Genomic DNA, 17,121 nt, shown 5'->3' on the forward strand with positions numbered 1-17,121 from the left:
TTCCCGAAGTGTGAAACCTATTACTGAATCATGTTATATATTTAAGGAGATGTTCGCACAAACGGGCATCTCTTTATCATTTTATAAGTTATCTTAAAAACATCGTAACAGAACAAAAAGCGATTTGTAGGGTATAGTAGAGTAGAGGATTTACCATAACGTGTGGTTGATTTCCGTTCCGACTGGGCGCTTTGCTGCTGCCGCTTCGCTTTCGCGGTAGCAGAGGGTTTTGATTGTGCGAAAGCGCAGCGACAGTAACAACAACAGCACCGATGTTGGTCACGAAGGCGTTATCACAGGATGTGATGCTTTTAGCCTCCGTCCTCTATCGCTGATCCCCAAGGAGTCGCCCAGTCGGAACGAAGATCAACTATTTATGGCATACGGTTAATAAATGTCATCTCCAACTTTTGGTGAGGAGCTAGTTTTTATTCAGTAAAGGTGAAAAACGGAAACTTTTATCTACAGATTTATCCAATTAGATTGCGGAGATGTTGTAGGATGCTATGTAGTAAAAAAAGGGTTTGCAGAAAAGGCATCATACGCTCTATTATATAAAAGGTAGATTTACGGAATTGCCCGTATTAATGATTTAATGCTCGGAAGGAGGGGACAAGCATGATAGAGGAAAGAAATGAAAGGGATGATGTGCAATTCGACGAGGCTCGTTTGCGAGAAATGCTCGAAGCACATGATATAAACGCATTCCGCGATGAGTTTTTAGAGCTTCATCCATATGATCAGGCAACGTTTTATGAGAAGGTGGAGCCTGATATACGAAAGACCATCTATTCGTTCTTGTCTCCGGCGGAAATGGCTGATATTTTTGAGGCAATCGAAATAGATGATGATGAATACACAGCGTATCTGGCTGAGATGGATCCGTCATATGGTGCAGAAATGCTTTCTCATATGTACGCAGATGATGCAGCAGACGTTTTAAATGAATTGGATACGGAACAACGTGAAAGCTATTTAGGCATGATGGATGAGGAAACAGCTGAAGAGATTAATGAGCTTTTAAGATATGACGAAGGCACAGCTGGTTCTATCATGACGACTGAATATGTAGCGATACCAGAAAATTCTACTGTTCGTTCAGCGATGGCGATTTTACGAAAAGAAGCACCGGATGCTGAAACCATTTATTATATTTTTGTCGTGGATGAAGCACATCGATTAACGGGTGTTATTTCGCTTCGTGATTTAATCATTGCGGATGAAGATACTCGTATACGCTCGATTATGAATGAACGTGTTGTGATGGTGCACGCGGGGGATGACCAAGAAGAGGTTGCCCAAATTATGAAGGACTATAACTTCTTAGCGACACCAGTTATTGACGATAAGGGTGAATTACTAGGGATTATTACAGTCGACGATATTATCGACGTTATTGATGAAGAAGCATCGGAGGATTACTCTAAATTAGCGGGTATTTCCGATATGGATAAATTTGATACAACCTCGTTCCAAGCGGCTAAAAAACGTTTACCATGGCTTGTCATATTATTATTTTTAGGGATGTTGACAGCAAATTTGATGGGACAGTTTGAGGCAACGTTAGAACAGGTAGCGTTACTCGCGGTGTTTATCCCTCTTATTTCAGGTACTTCTGGAAATAGTGGAACACAGGCATTAGCGGTAGCTATTCGAGGAATTGCAACAGGAGATGTTGAAGAACATAGCAAGTTAAAATTACTCCTACGTGAAGCAGGCACGGGTTTAATGTCTGGAATTGTTTGTGGGCTGATTGTGATCGGCATCGTCTATATTTGGAAACAAGAGCTTATTCTTGGAATGCTAGTAGGAGCAGCGCTGTGTGGTTCAATTTTAGTAGCAACACTTGCAGGTTCTTTCATTCCATTGCTTATGCATCGCATGAAAATTGATCCAGCTGTTGCATCAGGTCCATTTATTACAACATTAAATGATATTACAAGTATTTTAATTTACTTAGGTTTGGCGACAACATTCATAAGCAAAATAGGCTGAGAACCAATTTTCTTCCTTTCGCATATTGTATGAAAAAAAGGGAAGTGAGTAATGTGGGTCAAGAGCCACGCTTATTTATAAAGTCACCATCCTATTTTCTGAATATTTCTAAGGCACTACATGAACTTGATTTGGATGAAAGTACGTCAGTGTATCTAAAGGACGGCTATTTCAATGAACAGACAATTGAAGAAAAAGAAGAAGAAGTGGTTGAAGAATTACAAATAGATCCGTATTTACTAAAGCAACTTCAATTTTTAGAAAAGCCATTTCGGCAAAAAGCTTATCAACCGTTAGTCGTAAGTTTAAAGGATGGCCGAAATTTACGAGGTAGTGCGTCTAATGTAGAGACGGATTCATTGATGCTTACTTCTTTTGAATTAAAGACACAAGAAATTATTTATTTTGAGGACATAGAACAAGTATTATGGCGAGGTAAACAATTACCTACTTTATGAAAAAAGTGTACAGCAGAGGATGCTGTACACTTTTTTTTATGTGTAGTGTGTCAAAGGAGAAAAAGATTATTCACAAATCCCTAAGTCTACATCAGCAATACATTGTACAGCACAGAAGCACGATAAATCTACAGTGATACAGCTCTCAGTGGAATTCCAATCATCTACTTTGCATATTTTTTTCATGTTGACACAGCAGCCATCTCGACTTAATAGATCGACTGTACTTTCACTGGAGTCAAATGAACATAAAGGTTCTAAAACACGCAAGGTAGCGCAGCACTCATCAAACATATCTTCTACACGGAAAAATACGGATGTACATATACATGGATCTGCTGTTGGAGAACTGAAAAATGCTTTAAAAGGAGTACCATCTTTTGTAATTAACATAAATACACGTGTATCTGCATGAGAGCGTGCTGGACTTACGATGCCTCCCAGTGGTTCTAGGAAACAGTTAGCTGTACATGGTTGACATTCTTCTCTCACCGCTTGATTCTGAATGTCTAAAATAGCGCGTACTACGTCACAAACGCAGCCTGCTGAATGGATTGGTCCAATAGGATTTGTTGGCTTGCCACAACCCATATTGTCACCTCCTTTCCTTGTTACTACTTCTACAATATGTACTTAAGAAAAATGGACTCGGGCCTTTGTATATATAGTTAAATGAATAGTTTTTTTATGGTTGGAGAAACTTTAAAGAAAAGGAGGGTAAAACTTGAAGCTATTAGGAATGATGTTACCTCTATTAGTCAGTTTATCGCTTTTAAGTGGGTGCGGTGAAAAAGAAAAATTTATTGTCTACGGTTCACCGGAAAATGAAAAAGAAGTTGAATCCATATTAAAAGAGCAGAAATATGTAGACAAAACAACGGTTATCCAATACGACAATAGTATGCTTGTAGCAGTGCAAATTAAACCATGGGATAAATGGAAAAAGGCTAAATTAGAGAAAAAGTTGCAAAAGAAATTTGATGAAAAATATCCAAATAAAAAGGTTTTTGTCTCAACCGATTATAAAATATTTTATGAAGCCAATAAAATAAAAAGGGATCAAGTTGAAGATAATAAACTGAAAGATAAAATTAACGAATTGAAAAAGCTAGCAAAGGAGAAAGCATAGTGGAAAAAGAACAATACCATCAATTAGAACAGAATGTCACGCCGAAACCGCCTTATTTTAAAAATGTTGCAAAGGCATTTTTTGTAGGTGGACTTATTTGTACAATCGGACAGGCCGTTTCACTTTTTTATATCATTTTCTTTAATTTTACTGAAGAGACAGCTGGAAATCCAACAGTTGCAACAATGGTGTTCTTTGCCATGATTTTAACAGGTTTTGGCTTATATAAGAAGATTGGTCAATTTGCTGGAGCTGGATCAGCTGTGCCTGTTACGGGGTTTGGTAATGCTGTTATTTCTGCTGCCATCGAGCACAGATCTGAAGGATTAGTACTTGGTGTTGGTGGGAATATATTCAAATTAGCTGGGTCCGTTGTATTATTTGGTGTTGTCTCCGCTTTTTTTGTTGGACTTATTAAATACATTCTCGTAACGCTAGGAGTGGTTTCATGGTAATTATCTTTCAATCGAAGCCATCCATAATAGCAGCAGGTGTAGTCGCAGGTCCACTAGAGAAACGAAGTATATTTAGTCAACACTTTGATGCGACCTATGATGATGAACGTTGGCAAATGAAAACAAATGAACAAGGTCATCGAAAAATGGTGGAAGAGGCCTGTGAATTTGCCATGAAAAAAGCGGGCGTAAAAAATAAGGACATTGATTACTTTATGGGCGGCGATTTAGTAAATCAAATGACACCGACCAATTTTGCAGCTAGAGACTTAGAAATTCCTTTTATTGGACTCTTCTCAGCATGTGCTACCTCTATATCTTCAGTAATCGTTGCGAGCCTTTTAACTGAGGCAGGTGCCGCAAACTTTTCGCTCGCTGGTGCATCCAGCCAACACAATGCGGTTGAGCGACAATTCCGTTATCCAATCGATTATGGTTCACAAAAGCCCCAAACTGCTCAATGGACGGTAACGGCTGCTGGATATGCTCTAATTGGTAAACATCAAGAGGAATACCCTTCTATTGAAGCAGCAACTGTTGGAAAATCAGTTGATTATGGTATGGATGATCCATTTCACATGGGTGCAGCGATGGCACCAGCCGCTTTTCAGACGATTCAATCACATTTAGAGCAACGTAATCAAAAAATTTACCACTATGATTTAATTTTAACAGGTGATTTGGGTCAACTTGGCTTAAAACTTTTAAAAGGCATGTTTGTTGAAAATGGCATCAAAAGTGAGGATTTAAAACCTTTACGTGATGCAGGTGCCGAGTTTTATGGACAGGATGAGGCATTTCAATCCGGTGCAAGTGGTGCAGGTTGTTCAGCAGCTGTTTTTTTTAGTTATGTAATTCAACAGATGCGAGCAGGTACTTATAAACGAGTTCTTCTTGTAGCGACAGGAGCATTACTGTCTCCGCTTACTTTTCAACAGGGCGAGACGATTCCATGTACGGCACACGCGATTGAAATTACAATGAAATGAGGTAAAAGCTATGGTAATGACATTTGTATTTGCATTTATTGTAGGTGGCATTATTTGTGCCATCGGTCAATTACTAATGGATGTTGGAAAATTAACGCCAGGACATACATTGAGTACTCTAGTCGTAATTGGTGCAATTCTAGACGGAATGGGCTTGTATGAGCCTCTCATTAATTTTGCAGGTGCTGGTGCAACAGTTCCTATTACGTCCTTTGGAAATTCTTTAACGCATGGTGCGCTTGCTGAGGCAGAAAGGCATGGGCTTGTAGGCGTGTTGACTGGGATGTTTGAAGTAACCAGCTCAGGAATCAGTGCTGCCATTGTCTTTGGCTTTATCGGAGCATTACTTTTTAAACCAAAAGGAAATGTTGACTAGACGAATACCCCACCCATTTTTACAACCAAAACATATTATAGGTTGTAGAAGGGAGGGGTATTTTTATGGGATATCAAGGCTGGGGCTCGTATGGAGGGCACTCTGATGGTTGCTACGGAGGAGATTACGGCGGATATTATGGCTGCGGATATTATGGCTATGGACATGGTCAGAGTTCAACGTTTGTTCTAATCGTTGTTCTATTCATTCTCCTAATCATTGTTGGTGCTACTATCATTTAATTTCTTTCAGCATATGTCTTTAGTACCGAAAGGGTAGCGACAGGTACAGAAGTCTTCTGAGATGAAGGGGATTTAAGCTGCTTTTCAGTGAGTGTCCAAATACCTGCTGAAAGAAGTTAAGCCTCCGGCGGATGCCATGGAATCGGAAAGGAGTTCTTTGTGCAGGCACAAAGCCGATTCCTGACGCAATTATGCCGAGGCATAATTGATATGTGACAGTCGATAAGAGGCTTTAGCTTTTCTTCAGAGTGCTTTATTATCTGAATAAAGTTTAAAGCCTTCACTATTTTTTGAATGTTTTGTGCATAAAATATGAATGGAAATAAATTAATTTTAACTGATAGGAGGGGGAACATGAATCGCGGGTTTTTTAATTCAATTGAACAAAAAACTGGGGTATCGATGGATGAGATCTTCGCATTAGCAAATGCAATCCAACATGCTGATTTTAAAAGTGAAAAACAAGTAAGAAAAATCGTACGACGCGTAAGTAAGGTGTCCAATAGACAAATTACGCAAGAGCTTGAAGATAAGTTAGTTCAATCTATTATTCAAGATGGTGCTTCACTAGACTTCGATAAAATTACTAAAATGATGAAATAATTTGATATTTAAAAGGTTGGTTAAATGGACTTTCATTTATAAATCAACCTTTAAAGTTTTGTAGAAAAAATAAAAAAGGTGTTACGATATGCCGTAGCATTTTCGTAACACCGATTTGAGGTGAAAGAAATTAAATCGTTTTTTCCATAGCACGATGTGGGATACCAGCATCCATAAATTCGGGAGATGTTACCGCATAGCCAAGCTTTTCATAAAAAGGAATAGCATAACTTTGTGCGTGGAGTTTTAGTTTTTTCTTATTTATTGAAATAGCGTACTTTTCCATTTCTTTCATAATTAAAGCACCTAGTTTTTTGCCTCGCTGATCTTGTAAAATACAGACACGTTCAATTTTTGCAGCATCGTCCACGATATTACGTAAACGTGCAGCACCTACAGGATCATTGTCTTCGTACATAATAAAATGTGTTGCGGATGCATCCTCAGCATCACATTCTAAATGCAGCGGCACACCTTGTTCTTCAACAAAAACCTGTTTGCGAACTGCGAACGCATCCTCGTGCTCTTTTGCTGTTTCCACAATCTTAACGTTGTACAAGGATTACTCAGCTCCTGACAATCGGAATGTTTCATATGTTGTCCATGAGCCATCTTCCAATTGGTATAAAAGATGAATACGATCAATTGTATCTTTTTCGTCAACGCCTGTCATACGTAATTGCCCAAAGATGTCATCATGCTCGGAATCCGTCATTTTTTGAGCAATCGTGATATGTGGTACAAATACATGTTTTGACTCACCAAAAGGTACTTTTTCTTCAAGTGCTTGGTGGAATGCTGTTAATTGTTCAGTTGGTTCAATGCGGAAATAAATCGCATTTGTTGTAGGGAAAAATGAACTTATGCGTAATGCATGAACGTTTAAAGGTGCATAGTTGGCAACAAGTTCATCTAATTGCTTAATAATAGATTGAATATCATCATCTGTCGCATCAAAGCTGTCCTTTAATGTAATATGCGGAGTAATTTTCGCATAATGAGGATCGTATCGTTTGCGATACGTATTCGCTAAATCTTGCAATTTTTTTGATGGAAATGCCACAATACCGTACTTCATAGGCCATTACCTCCCGAAAGTAAACAATTTTTTATTTAAGTATAACAGAAATTTCCGATTTCGTAATTTGATTCGCCTATATTAATTGAAATTTTCAATTAATGCGCGACGTAGATCAGGTTTCCAATATTTCCATGTATGATTGCCATTAAACTCTTCATAGAATAAAGAAAATCCTTTGTCTAACATGAGATTATGAAGCTGACGATTTGGTGTTAAAAAATCTTTAATGGTTTTATCCATTGTGACAACTTTATCTTCTTCTTTTCCAACAATATGGTAAATAGAGATTGAGCCTGGATCTTTAAAATTCTCTACAGCTTGCAAAACATTTTCATCAACATACGGTGATTGTAAAATAACCTTGCCAAAAATACTTGGATATTTTAATGCGGCCATTAAAGATGCGGTAGCAGCCATTGAGTCACCAATGACTCCACGACCCATTCCCATTTGATAGGTTGCATATTCAGTGTCTAAATAGGGCACAAGCTCGTGTGCTAAAAAACGAAGATATGCTTCATGTTGCTCTCCACTTGGAATATATTTAACACGTCGATCCTTTATGTCCTTATAAGGAACGAATGCAATGATTAAATTTTCGATTTCATAGTCATCGATAAGTTCATCAGCAAGTTTTGTAATACCTCCAAGCTGGAAATAATCTTTGCCGTCTGATGCAATTAAAATATTATATTTATATAGTGGAGAATAATTTGCAGGAACATAAATATAGAGCAATAATTCCTCCTGTAAAGCTTCACTATAGAACTTTAAATCTTGTACAGTTCCCTTATCCACTGATGACACTCCTTCTCATGTTTGTATCGAAATTGTACCATATAGCTAAAGTAAAGGTATAATAGGTTGGGCTAGCACTATTCTAGCAATCAAATCGAAGTGAGGGATAGTTATGCATGATAAAAGTACTCGCATACACTCTGAAGAAGTAGCGAAGGCAGCTCAAGCTGCACTCATTCGTCGTGGTGTATCGCTAGAGGATATTGCTAAAATCGTTTATGAAATGCAAAAATCCTATAATGAAGGTTTAACATTAGACCACTGTATTCATTCTGTCGAGCGTGTATTACGTAAGCGTGAAGTTCAACATGCTTTATTAGTAGGGATTGAATTAGATGAACTTGCAGAGAAAAAGTTATTGTCGGCACCGTTACAGCAAATTATTGAATCCGATGAGGGGTTATTTGGTGTGGATGAAACAATCGCACTTGGATCTGTTTTTACATACGGTAGCATAGCGGTAACAACTTTCGGTCACTTAGATAAGCAAAAAATCGGTATTATTAAGAAGTTGGACACAGAACCTGGACATCATGTAAATACGTTTTTAGATGATTTAGTTGGCAGTATTGCTGCTTCTGCCGCATCACGTATTGCCCATCGTATGCGTGATTTGGAGGAAGAGGGCGAGACCTTTGCAGATATTGAGCCCGAAGATCTAGGACCAAAACCAAAATCACATCATGAAATTTAAAAGAGTATTAATAAAGATAACAGAGCCTTCTCCAATAATATGAGGAGGCTCTGTTTACGTTGTAAATAAAATAGGGCTTTTTGGCAAAGCGAGGGGTTGATTTCCGTTCCGACTGAGCGCTTTCCTGGGGGCGTTCCAATGAGCCGCTTTTGGTGCTGCCGCTACGTTAGCACTACGCTTTCGCACAGAAAACATCCGCTACGCTGCAGGGTCTCGGGCCAACAGATGTCTTTTGCGCGAAAGCGTGAGTGCAACGTAGCGGCAGCAGAGGGTTTTGGTTTTGTTTGTGCGAAAGCGCAGCGACAGCAACAGCACGATGTTGGTCACGAAGGCGTTATCACAGGACGTGATGCTTTTAGCCTTCGTTCCTCTATATCGCTGATCCCCGAGGAGTCGCTCAGTCTCCACTCCAATCAACCACTTCACTCATCATGTACCTTATGACGCGTCCAATTTTAAAGTGATAAGTGATAAATAAAACGGGAATTACAAGACAACATTCAGAAAAATTTATTAACCATTTTTTAACAATACGAACAGAGCCTCCTCGATAATTTGAGGAGGCTCTGCCTATTTAGTGTCTATGAATTGTTTTGTATACCGATAATTAATCGTTATAGGCTTTTAAATATTCTTTTACCTTTTTACTGTCTGCTTCAAGCTTCAATCCAGTATTAATGAGTGGTGAAACAGTGGATACAGCAGGTTTTTTATTGCCTTGATAATAGCTAATAAATTCATCTTGATTTATAGAGTAAAGAATTGCTTTACGTAGGTCTACTGAAACTGAAACAGGGCGACCAGATGTATTCATTTGTAGGTATGATACGGCATTACTATCAGCAGTATTTAACGTTAGTTTCGTATCAGATTTTACAATGTCTAGCTTTGTTTCTGGTACTGACTGAAGTACATGAATCTCACCATTACGTAATGCTGATAATGCACTATCGTTATCAGCGATAAAACGAACATTAATTTTTGCGATCTTCGGTTCATATTCACTACCTACACGGTAGGCAGGATTTTTCACAAATTGTGCTTCATAATCATTTTTCTTTATAAGAATGTAAGGACCACTAGCGTAAAGATGGTTGTTGTATGTTGCTGTGCCTTCCGTCACCGTAGCTTGGTCACCATAGGCAATATCCTTGTCTGGATTATAGGCTGCTACATCATATGTGTTAATGCTTGTTACTTGTTTTTCAGAAACGATACCACCAGATTGGTGTGCTAAATAATTTAACACTTGTGGGAATGGTGTTGGTGTTGTAATTTTAACGACTTGGTATGCTCCAGCTGCATTATTCACAGTCCCTTTGTCTTTTGCTAATTGCGTTACAGAAGCAGGGAGGTTTTGGGATAATGCATCTAATACAGACTGATCAGAGCCTGCAATTTTTTTCTTTTGTAATTCAGCTAAGTCAGAAACGATTTCGACTGTTTCGATATTTTCATGAAGACTATATGTGCGATGGTCTGGAACTGACTTTGAATCTTTTGCACGATTTAATGAGAATACAACGTCTTCTGCTGAAACCAATTCACCTGTATCAACGGCAGTACCATCTTTTACAGCAGCGAAGTTAAGATCATCACGTAAAATGAAATAATATTCTTGGTTCCCTTCAGCAATAGCATGATTATAAGATAATGAACCATCAGAAATGACTTCATCTGTATCTGTTAAGTTTACAAGTCGTACATACATATTCGTATTTAATGTATTAATAGAACCGTCATTCCCTTTAATAGGATCAAGAGATGTTAACGAATCTATTGTTTGATGTAAAATCAACGGTTCAGTTGCATTTTTGGATGAATCATTGAATTCGATATTTTCCCATACTTGCGCACGGGATTTTGGTAGATGTACAGTTTTTGGGTTTACTAATTCAGAGTAAATGCCTTGATATTTATTTGAAATATATAACGGAGCAATATAAGCTTGATCGAATACTAAAAGCTGTTCTAATTCTTTATATTTTGCAGCGGCTGCATCACCTGTCAACGTACTCGCTTCCTCGATGAGCGCATCTAAACTTGAATCAGATACAATACTATAGTCACCGCCCGTTTTAAACAAACCACGAACAGCATAATCAGGGTTTCCTGTTACTGTTGTCCAGCTAGAAAGAGCTAAATCATAATTGCCAGCATCTTTTTGTGCTGAAAATGAACCATAATCAGGTTGAATATTTAGTTTAACTTCAAAGCCATTTTTAACTAGTTGATCTCGAACAATATTCATATCTTCCTCAGAAGCGGCCATCCCTAATACTTCAACTGTCTTTTTACCTTTCTCTTTTGAATCTTTACTACCTTCTACTTCAGTTTTTGTCTGTACACAGCCTGCTAATGCTAAGACGGCAATGAATAAGAATACAAGTAATCTTTTCATGTAAGAACCTCCATTATTAATTTGATTTTGGATCTAAAGCATCTCGTAACCCATCTCCTAAAAAGTTAAAGGAGAGAACGAGAAGCATAATACAAAGACCTGGGAAAATAGCGACATAGGAATGTGTTTCCAGGTACGTACTACCGACTTTTAGGATATTGCCCCATTCAGGAATGTGTGGCTCAATGCCAAGCCCTAAAAAACTTAAACTACTTGTTGAAATCACAGCACCACCAATAGTTAATGTTGCTTTGACAATCATCGGTGCTAACGAGTTAGGGACAATATGTTTAAAAATGATTGCAGCATCAGATGCTCCTAAAGCTCTGGCTGATTCTACGAATTCGAAATTAGAGAGCTGCATTACATTAGCGCGCATAGTACGAGCATAAGTTGGAATGGCTCCAACACTTAGTGCGATAATTAAATTCATAGTATTGGCACCAAACGCTGCGATAATAGCAATAGCTAGTAGAATTCCAGGAATGGCATATAAAATATCAAGACTTCGCATGATGATGTTGTCAGTCGCTTTCCCGTAATAACCAGAAAATGCTCCAAGGGTTCCGCCGATTAATGCAGGTATAATTGTTGAGAAAAATCCGACAATAAGCGATATTTGTGCACCGAAAACAATGCGAGAAAATAGGTCACGCCCGTAATTATCGGTGCCTAGCGGATATTCTAACGAAGGTGTTTGTAATAATGCCCCATAGTTATTTTCAATAGCGAAGTCATAGTCAAATGTCCAAGAGCTTGTTACGGACAAAGAAAACATTAGCACTATGAAAAATAATCCGAAGACGGCCATCGTATTGCGTAAAATCTTTTCCCAAATTCTTTGCCATTTTTCAATTGTAGAGGGATTCGCCTTTCGAGCTTTTTGAATAAGGCTATACCCTAGCAATGTGGCAAATAGATTGCCAGTCAATGAAGCAATAAGCAACAAAATACCAGGTAACAGCATCCATTTTGGCGCAGCCTCGGAAGTCACAAATTTTGTACATAGCATTAACATCACGATATAAAAGATTGCAAGGAGTAAGAAAAGACCCATTGCAAGTAAATAAGTATCTGTGACGTACGGTTTAAATAAGTTCAGTGCTGAAATACCGATAATAAAAAGCTGAGTGATCAAAGCATAAGCAGCAAAAGTATATTCAGCTGTCTTACTTCTTGAAATAAGTAAAAAAGCAAAAGATGTAGAAAAAATATTACCTGAAACAATTGTTAATAACAGTGGATAACCAAGTAATCGAGTGCTTTTTCGTATGTCACTATAGCTTGCTAAATCCTGTTTAATGCGTAAAGTCAGGAAACCAACATAAGCTGTGGTAATTGCATAAATGACAAAAAAGATTAAGACGATTGGTCGCCAACTTTGAGTAGAAAAATTATAGCTATATGCTAGAAACAATAAAGAAAATAGCAAGGAAAAGACAAGTGTAAAATGTGAATTGACATATTCCTGTGTTATCTTCAAAAGTAGTTTGACATGTAAGCTGTTTTTCACGGGTGATCCCCCCTTTAAGACTTCTTCATTTTCGAGCGAATGCGTGGATCGAAAAAGGCATACATAATATCGATGAATAAATTTACGATCGAAATTGTAATAGCAATATAGACGACCCCACCGAGGATAGCTGGAATGTCCGGAATAAACTGCTTATCAACAATATAGCTACCGATACCACTAATATTGAAAACTTTTTCTGTAACAGATGCCCCACCTAACATTCCACCAAAGAGAAGTCCAATCACTGTAATTATAGGAATCATGGCATTGCGAATAGCATGCTTTGAAATCACCTTAAATTCATTCAAGCCTTTAGCTCTCGCTGTAATAATGTAGTCCTCATGTATCACCTCAAGCATACTGGATCTGGTCATACGGGCAATGGAAGCCGTAATGGATGTCCCTAAGACAATAATCGGCATTATTAAAGAAAGCCAGTTTTGAGGATTATATGTAGCTGGGAACCATTGCAGCTTTAAGGCAAATGTTAAAATAAATAGTAAGCCTTGCCAAAAGCTGGGGATGGATAATCCAATCAAGGCGATGAACATAAATGTATAATCCAAATATGAATTTGGACGAACAGCGGAAATAATGCCGACCGGAATAGCAATAGCGATAGCCATTAATAGTGATAGGATGGCTATTTCAAGTGTGACAGGAAACTTGTTTACAATGCTATGTGTAATAGTTTCTTTCCCTGCAAAGGAAGTACCTAAATCAAATGTGAAGAGACCGGATAGTGCATTCCATAATTGAGATAAATACGGCTGATCCAAACCATGAATATGATTAAAGTTAGCAATTTGCTCAGGCGTTGCCGCAACACCAAGTAAGTTTCTCGCTGGATCGAATGGCGATAAATACAAAATTGTAAACACTAGTGTCGCGACACCTACAATAACAATGAAACTCTGTAGTATTCGTTCAATGATAAATTGTAGAAATGGATTCGCACACAATAGAAGGACTACATAAAATAAAACAGCTGGTAAAAAAGTAAGAGCAACGAAGTTTTTATTTTTAAGTTGCTGACTAAAAAATTGTAAATAGGATGGATCTTCTAAACCATCCTTCAAAAAATCTTGCTCTACTAACTGCTGTATTTTTGAATCTGCTAATTTCGAAGCAGTTTTTTGTAATTGTTTTTCTGACACAAATTCATGAAAGAACTTAGCTTTGGCTAATTCTTGCTCAGCAAATTTAAATTGCCATTGTGCGAACAAACCCTTTTCTTTGTAATACTGACTTCGTAGCTCAAAAGCTTGGCGGTATTGATTTGAATGTTTTCTTTTCCGATAAGATAAGTATGTAAAAGGGTGTACTAAAATACTTAAAAGAAAGAGTAGCACATTGTAAGGCTTATGGTGCATGAGCTTTTGATAAACTGAAAAAAAGAATACATGTTCCTTAGTTGTAGAATGATCTTTTGAAATAACCATGCATTTCCTCCAGACGTAAATAAAATAATAGATTCTAAAGTGAGGACAAAACAGCATCAACATACGCGTTGTAGCCGACTCATTTTTGTAAGGCCCTATTGAACAGATTGCAGGATGAAAGATTCAGCTTCTTTCAGTAGAAAGAAGTTAAAGCCTCCGGCGGATGTCACGGAAATCGGAAAGGAGTTCTTTGTGCAAGCACAAAGCCGATTCCGGACGCGATTATGCCGAGGCATAATTGATTATAATTATATTGTATAATTCCTATCAGTATTGTAAAGTATGGATTATACAAATAATTAAGTCAATCACAAAATTTACAAAAGGATGGATTGAATGAGTGAAAAGCTTCTAGAAATAAGCGATCTTCGTGTATCTTTTATTACGGGAGAAACAGAATTTGAAGCCGTTAAAGGCGTTGATTTTCATTTAAATAAAGGTGAAACACTCGGAATTGTAGGAGAGTCAGGTAGTGGGAAAAGTGTAACGGCTCGTTCAATTATGCGTCTATTACCATCACCACCTTCATTTCTAAAGTCAGGAAATATTTTGTTTAAAGGACAAGAGATTACTTCATTGAGCGAAAAACAAATGGAGACAATCCGCGGACAAGATATTAGTATGATTTTTCAAGATCCAATGACATCTACAAATCCAACTATTCGTATTGGAGAGCAAGTAGCTGAAAGTTTAATAAAGCATCAGTCAATGTCCAAAGCTGAGGCCTATAAGCAAACAATAGAGTTATTAAAGCTTGTAGGGATTCGAAATGCAGAGGAACGATATAAACAATATCCGCATGAGTTTTCAGGAGGAATGCGCCAACGTGTTATGATTGCCATGGCACTTGCCTGTCAACCATCTTTACTAATTGCAGATGAACCGACTACAGCCCTTGATGTAACTATTCAAGCGCAAATCTTAAAATTAATGCGAGACATGCAAAAAAAGATGGGTACCTCAATCATATTAATTACCCATGATTTAGGTGTTGTTGCTGGCATGTGTGATCGAATTATTGTTATGAAGGAAGGGGAGATTGTTGAGCAAGGTACAACAGAGGAAATCTTTGAAAATGCTCAACATCCTTATACTAAAAAACTATTGAATGCATTACCAAAGCTCCATGAGAAAAAGCAGCCTAAGCAAATTACGAATGTACAGCTCGAAATAGATAAAAATAAACCATTAATCGAAGTGACACATCTTTCAAAGGAGTTCACATTAGGGCATGGTCAAATGGTAAAGGCTGTCAACGATTTGTCATTTCATATATATCCAGGGGAAACGTTAGGTTTGGTAGGTGAATCGGGCTCAGGAAAATCTACGACAGGTCGAACAATTTTACAGCTTCATCAGCCTACGAATGGAGAAGTTTTATATCAAGGTGTACCAATTACAAGACTAACGAAAAAGCAACTTAAAGCAATGCGGCGTCATATGCAAATTATTTTCCAAGATCCATATTCCTCGTTGAATCCTCGAAAAAAAATAGTAGATATTATTGGGGAAGCTCTAGATATTCATAAACTCGTTAAAAAGAATGAAGAGCGTCATCAGCGTGTGGAGGAATTACTTGAACTTGTAGGCTTAAACAAAGAACATGCAATGCGTTATCCGCATGAATTTTCAGGTGGACAACGCCAACGTATTGGCATCGCAAGAGCATTAGCAGTGGAGCCAAATTTTATCGTTTGTGATGAACCACTTTCAGCCCTTGATGTTTCTATTCAAAAGCAGATTGTAGACTTGTTAAAGGATTTACAGCAGCGCCTAGGATTGACATACTTATTTATTGCTCATGATTTGTCTATGGTTAAACATATTAGCGATCGTGTAGCAGTCATGTATGGAGGGAAGATTGTAGAACTTGCAGAAAGTGAGGAGCTGTACACCAATCCAAAGCATCCGTATACACAAGCTCTATTACACTCAATACCAATTCCAGATCCTGCGATCGAAAAGAAAAAATATATGGATACCGAGCACAAAGACAAACAAACACACTATGAAATAGAAAATAGTCAGCTTGTTGAAGTTTCTCCAAACCATTGGGTTGCTGTTGCAACTACATAGCTTGAATGTAGTAGCCTGATATTTTACAATAGAAACATCGTGAAACTTTTAAGGATTCTTTTAGAATCTTCCTTAAAATGTAATAAAGATGAAGTTGTGAGGGAACTACTACATGAAAATGCAAGATATAAAAACGTTAATTACGAGTGGTACAATCATTATTGCAGTTGCATTGTATATGATTTTTGGCAGATCACCAGCCCAGGAGAAGGATACAACATCAACTAACCAAGATAGTACTATTTCTATTGAACAGGTTGAAGAAAAAACAGGAAATAAGCGCTTTGATGTAGATTATATTAAAGCATATGATGGTGATACGATTCAGACGACAATAAATGGCAAGAAACAAAAAATTCGCCTATTGATGGTAGATACACCAGAAATGAATTATAACAAGGGTGAAGCACAGCCTTATGCTGAAGAGGCAAGGGACTATACGATTAAATTGCTACAAAACGCCAAAAAGATTGAAGCGGTTTACGATGTTGGACCAGAAACAGATCATTATGATCGTTTATTAGCCTATGTCTTTATTGATGATGTAATGCTACAGGAATCCTTACTAAAAGAAGGACTTGCAGCAGTGCGCTTTATCCATAAACCAAACAATACGTTTGAGGATGAATTTAGAGACATTCAGCAAGCTGCAGAAAATGAAAAATTAAATATTTGGTCACGTGAAAATTACTTCCAAAAAGATGGCTTCCATCCTGAAGTATTAAAATAATGGTTAACAAACAAGGGACTGTCCCAAAAGGCTATGAAAAATGCCTTTTGAGGACAGTCCTTTCTCTAATATAAAGAGGTGAAAATAAAGTGAAGCTTGTAGAGTTTGTCAACAGGCTTTACTTTTATTTTTGGTT

18 protein-coding genes are annotated in these 17,121 nt (G+C 37.7%); 11 read left to right on the forward strand and 7 right to left on the reverse strand.

Going from position 1 to position 17,121, the window contains the following annotated elements; translation table 11 throughout:
- Positions 1 to 618 precede the first annotated feature (618 nt).
- Both mgtE and ACQKN4_RS01480 read left to right on the forward strand, forming a co-directional pair.
- Positions 619 to 1,995: a magnesium transporter gene (gene mgtE / locus ACQKN4_RS01475; RefSeq protein ID WP_079559571.1), complete on the forward strand. Its 1,377-nt coding sequence runs from the start codon at positions 619 to 621 to the stop codon at positions 1,993 to 1,995.
- 53 nt (positions 1,996 to 2,048) lie between these two features.
- On the forward strand, positions 2,049 to 2,453 hold the full coding sequence (locus ACQKN4_RS01480; RefSeq protein WP_240518162.1) for a hypothetical protein: 405 nt from the start codon (positions 2,049 to 2,051) through the stop codon (positions 2,451 to 2,453).
- A gap of 66 nt (positions 2,454 to 2,519) precedes the next feature.
- Here the strand turns inward: ACQKN4_RS01480 and ACQKN4_RS01485 are convergent, their stop codons facing one another.
- Complete coding sequence (locus tag ACQKN4_RS01485; RefSeq protein WP_079559573.1) at positions 2,520 to 3,044, reverse strand: CotY/CotZ family spore coat protein; 525 nt, start codon at positions 3,042 to 3,044, stop codon at positions 2,520 to 2,522.
- 133 nt (positions 3,045 to 3,177) lie between these two features.
- On the opposite strand from ACQKN4_RS01485, the gene ACQKN4_RS01490 reads away from it, so the two are divergent.
- The 6 genes from ACQKN4_RS01490 (at position 3,178) to ACQKN4_RS01515 (ending at position 6,247) form a co-directional block, all read left to right on the forward strand.
- The gene (locus ACQKN4_RS01490; RefSeq protein WP_240518163.1) at positions 3,178 to 3,582 is read left to right on the forward strand and encodes a YhcN/YlaJ family sporulation lipoprotein; all 405 of its coding nucleotides are present in this window, start codon (positions 3,178 to 3,180) and stop codon (positions 3,580 to 3,582) included.
- Positions 3,582 to 4,037 carry a stage V sporulation protein AC gene (spoVAC, locus tag ACQKN4_RS01495; protein ID WP_079559574.1) on the forward strand — a complete coding sequence of 152 codons (456 nt, stop codon included), beginning with the start codon at positions 3,582 to 3,584 and terminating at the stop codon, positions 4,035 to 4,037. The genes ACQKN4_RS01490 and spoVAC overlap by 1 nt, the downstream gene beginning before the upstream one ends.
- Positions 4,031 to 5,026 carry a stage V sporulation protein AD gene (locus ACQKN4_RS01500; RefSeq protein ID WP_079559575.1) on the forward strand — a complete coding sequence of 332 codons (996 nt, stop codon included), beginning with the start codon at positions 4,031 to 4,033 and terminating at the stop codon, positions 5,024 to 5,026. Before spoVAC ends, ACQKN4_RS01500 begins: the two co-directional genes overlap by 7 nt.
- Positions 5,027 to 5,042: 16 nt before the next feature.
- The gene (spoVAE, locus tag ACQKN4_RS01505) at positions 5,043 to 5,402 is read left to right on the forward strand and encodes a stage V sporulation protein AE (RefSeq protein WP_170938878.1); all 360 of its coding nucleotides are present in this window, start codon (positions 5,043 to 5,045) and stop codon (positions 5,400 to 5,402) included.
- Positions 5,403 to 5,467: 65 nt separating this feature from the next.
- On the forward strand, positions 5,468 to 5,644 hold the full coding sequence (locus ACQKN4_RS01510; protein WP_079559577.1) for a YjcZ family sporulation protein: 177 nt from the start codon (positions 5,468 to 5,470) through the stop codon (positions 5,642 to 5,644).
- Between the two features lie 354 nt (positions 5,645 to 5,998).
- Positions 5,999 to 6,247: a stage VI sporulation protein F gene (locus tag ACQKN4_RS01515; RefSeq protein ID WP_386827010.1), complete on the forward strand. Its 249-nt coding sequence runs from the start codon at positions 5,999 to 6,001 to the stop codon at positions 6,245 to 6,247.
- A 130-nt stretch (positions 6,248 to 6,377) separates the two neighbouring features.
- Here ACQKN4_RS01515 and ACQKN4_RS01520 read toward each other — a convergent pair whose 3' ends face one another.
- The 3 genes from ACQKN4_RS01520 to ACQKN4_RS01530 all read right to left on the reverse strand — a co-directional run bounded on the left by ACQKN4_RS01520 (position 6,378) and on the right by ACQKN4_RS01530 (position 8,126).
- Positions 6,378 to 6,806, reverse strand: coding sequence for a GNAT family N-acetyltransferase (locus ACQKN4_RS01520; RefSeq protein ID WP_079559579.1), 429 nt, complete (start codon positions 6,804 to 6,806; stop codon positions 6,378 to 6,380).
- A gap of 3 nt (positions 6,807 to 6,809) precedes the next feature.
- Positions 6,810 to 7,325, reverse strand: coding sequence for a YjcG family protein (locus ACQKN4_RS01525; protein ID WP_079559580.1), 516 nt, complete (start codon positions 7,323 to 7,325; stop codon positions 6,810 to 6,812).
- A gap of 81 nt (positions 7,326 to 7,406) precedes the next feature.
- The gene (locus ACQKN4_RS01530) at positions 7,407 to 8,126 is read right to left on the reverse strand and encodes an alpha/beta hydrolase (protein ID WP_079559581.1); all 720 of its coding nucleotides are present in this window, start codon (positions 8,124 to 8,126) and stop codon (positions 7,407 to 7,409) included.
- A gap of 112 nt (positions 8,127 to 8,238) precedes the next feature.
- Here ACQKN4_RS01530 and ACQKN4_RS01535 point away from each other — a divergent pair, with 112 nt between their 5' ends.
- Positions 8,239 to 8,820: a phosphatidylglycerophosphatase A family protein gene (locus ACQKN4_RS01535; RefSeq protein WP_079559582.1), complete on the forward strand. Its 582-nt coding sequence runs from the start codon at positions 8,239 to 8,241 to the stop codon at positions 8,818 to 8,820.
- 607 nt (positions 8,821 to 9,427) lie between these two features.
- Here the strand turns inward: ACQKN4_RS01535 and ACQKN4_RS01540 are convergent.
- From ACQKN4_RS01540 to ACQKN4_RS01550, 3 genes are read right to left on the reverse strand one after another with little or no spacing between them, the layout of a single operon-like run.
- Entirely contained in the window at positions 9,428 to 11,221 is a 1,794-nt protein-coding gene (locus tag ACQKN4_RS01540; RefSeq protein WP_079559583.1) for an ABC transporter substrate-binding protein, read from the reverse strand.
- A 16-nt stretch (positions 11,222 to 11,237) separates the two neighbouring features.
- The gene (locus ACQKN4_RS01545) at positions 11,238 to 12,734 is read right to left on the reverse strand and encodes an ABC transporter permease (protein ID WP_427481867.1); all 1,497 of its coding nucleotides are present in this window, start codon (positions 12,732 to 12,734) and stop codon (positions 11,238 to 11,240) included.
- Between the two features lie 14 nt (positions 12,735 to 12,748).
- Positions 12,749 to 14,179 (reverse strand): ABC transporter permease, encoded by a 1,431-nt coding sequence (locus ACQKN4_RS01550; RefSeq protein WP_427481869.1) that lies wholly within the window; start codon positions 14,177 to 14,179, stop codon positions 12,749 to 12,751.
- A gap of 336 nt (positions 14,180 to 14,515) precedes the next feature.
- On the opposite strand from ACQKN4_RS01550, the gene ACQKN4_RS01555 reads away from it, so the two are divergent.
- Both ACQKN4_RS01555 and ACQKN4_RS01560 read left to right on the forward strand, forming a co-directional pair.
- On the forward strand, positions 14,516 to 16,255 hold the full coding sequence (locus ACQKN4_RS01555) for an ABC transporter ATP-binding protein (RefSeq protein ID WP_427481871.1): 1,740 nt from the start codon (positions 14,516 to 14,518) through the stop codon (positions 16,253 to 16,255).
- 112 nt (positions 16,256 to 16,367) lie between these two features.
- Complete coding sequence (locus ACQKN4_RS01560; protein WP_079559587.1) at positions 16,368 to 16,985, forward strand: thermonuclease family protein; 618 nt, start codon at positions 16,368 to 16,370, stop codon at positions 16,983 to 16,985.
- The last annotated feature ends 136 nt before the right edge of the window (positions 16,986 to 17,121 follow it).

The sequence above is a fragment of the Lysinibacillus sp. NPDC093692 genome, assembly GCF_050280125.1.
Taxonomy (GTDB): Bacteria; Bacillota; Bacilli; order Bacillales_A; family Planococcaceae; genus Lysinibacillus.

What these genes read in the sequence shown, in the direction of transcription:
- mgtE (WP_079559571.1), top strand. Translation starts at nt 619, where the DNA reads ATGATAGAGGAAAGAAATGAAAGGGATGATGTGCAATTCGACGAGGCT.
- ACQKN4_RS01485 (WP_079559573.1), bottom strand. Translation starts at nt 3,044, where the DNA reads ATGGGTTGTGGCAAGCCAACAAATCCTATTGGACCAATCCATTCAGCA.
- ACQKN4_RS01500 (WP_079559575.1), top strand. Translation starts at nt 4,031, where the DNA reads ATGGTAATTATCTTTCAATCGAAGCCATCCATAATAGCAGCAGGTGTA.
- spoVAE (WP_170938878.1), top strand. Translation starts at nt 5,043, where the DNA reads ATGACATTTGTATTTGCATTTATTGTAGGTGGCATTATTTGTGCCATC.
- ACQKN4_RS01510 (WP_079559577.1), top strand. Translation starts at nt 5,468, where the DNA reads ATGGGATATCAAGGCTGGGGCTCGTATGGAGGGCACTCTGATGGTTGC.
- ACQKN4_RS01515 (WP_386827010.1), top strand. Translation starts at nt 5,999, where the DNA reads ATGAATCGCGGGTTTTTTAATTCAATTGAACAAAAAACTGGGGTATCG.
- ACQKN4_RS01525 (WP_079559580.1), bottom strand. Translation starts at nt 7,325, where the DNA reads ATGAAGTACGGTATTGTGGCATTTCCATCAAAAAAATTGCAAGATTTA.
- ACQKN4_RS01535 (WP_079559582.1), top strand. Translation starts at nt 8,239, where the DNA reads ATGCATGATAAAAGTACTCGCATACACTCTGAAGAAGTAGCGAAGGCA.
- ACQKN4_RS01540 (WP_079559583.1), bottom strand. Translation starts at nt 11,221, where the DNA reads ATGAAAAGATTACTTGTATTCTTATTCATTGCCGTCTTAGCATTAGCA.
- ACQKN4_RS01550 (WP_427481869.1), bottom strand. Translation starts at nt 14,179, where the DNA reads ATGGTTATTTCAAAAGATCATTCTACAACTAAGGAACATGTATTCTTT.
- ACQKN4_RS01555 (WP_427481871.1), top strand. Translation starts at nt 14,516, where the DNA reads ATGAGTGAAAAGCTTCTAGAAATAAGCGATCTTCGTGTATCTTTTATT.
- ACQKN4_RS01560 (WP_079559587.1), top strand. Translation starts at nt 16,368, where the DNA reads ATGAAAATGCAAGATATAAAAACGTTAATTACGAGTGGTACAATCATT.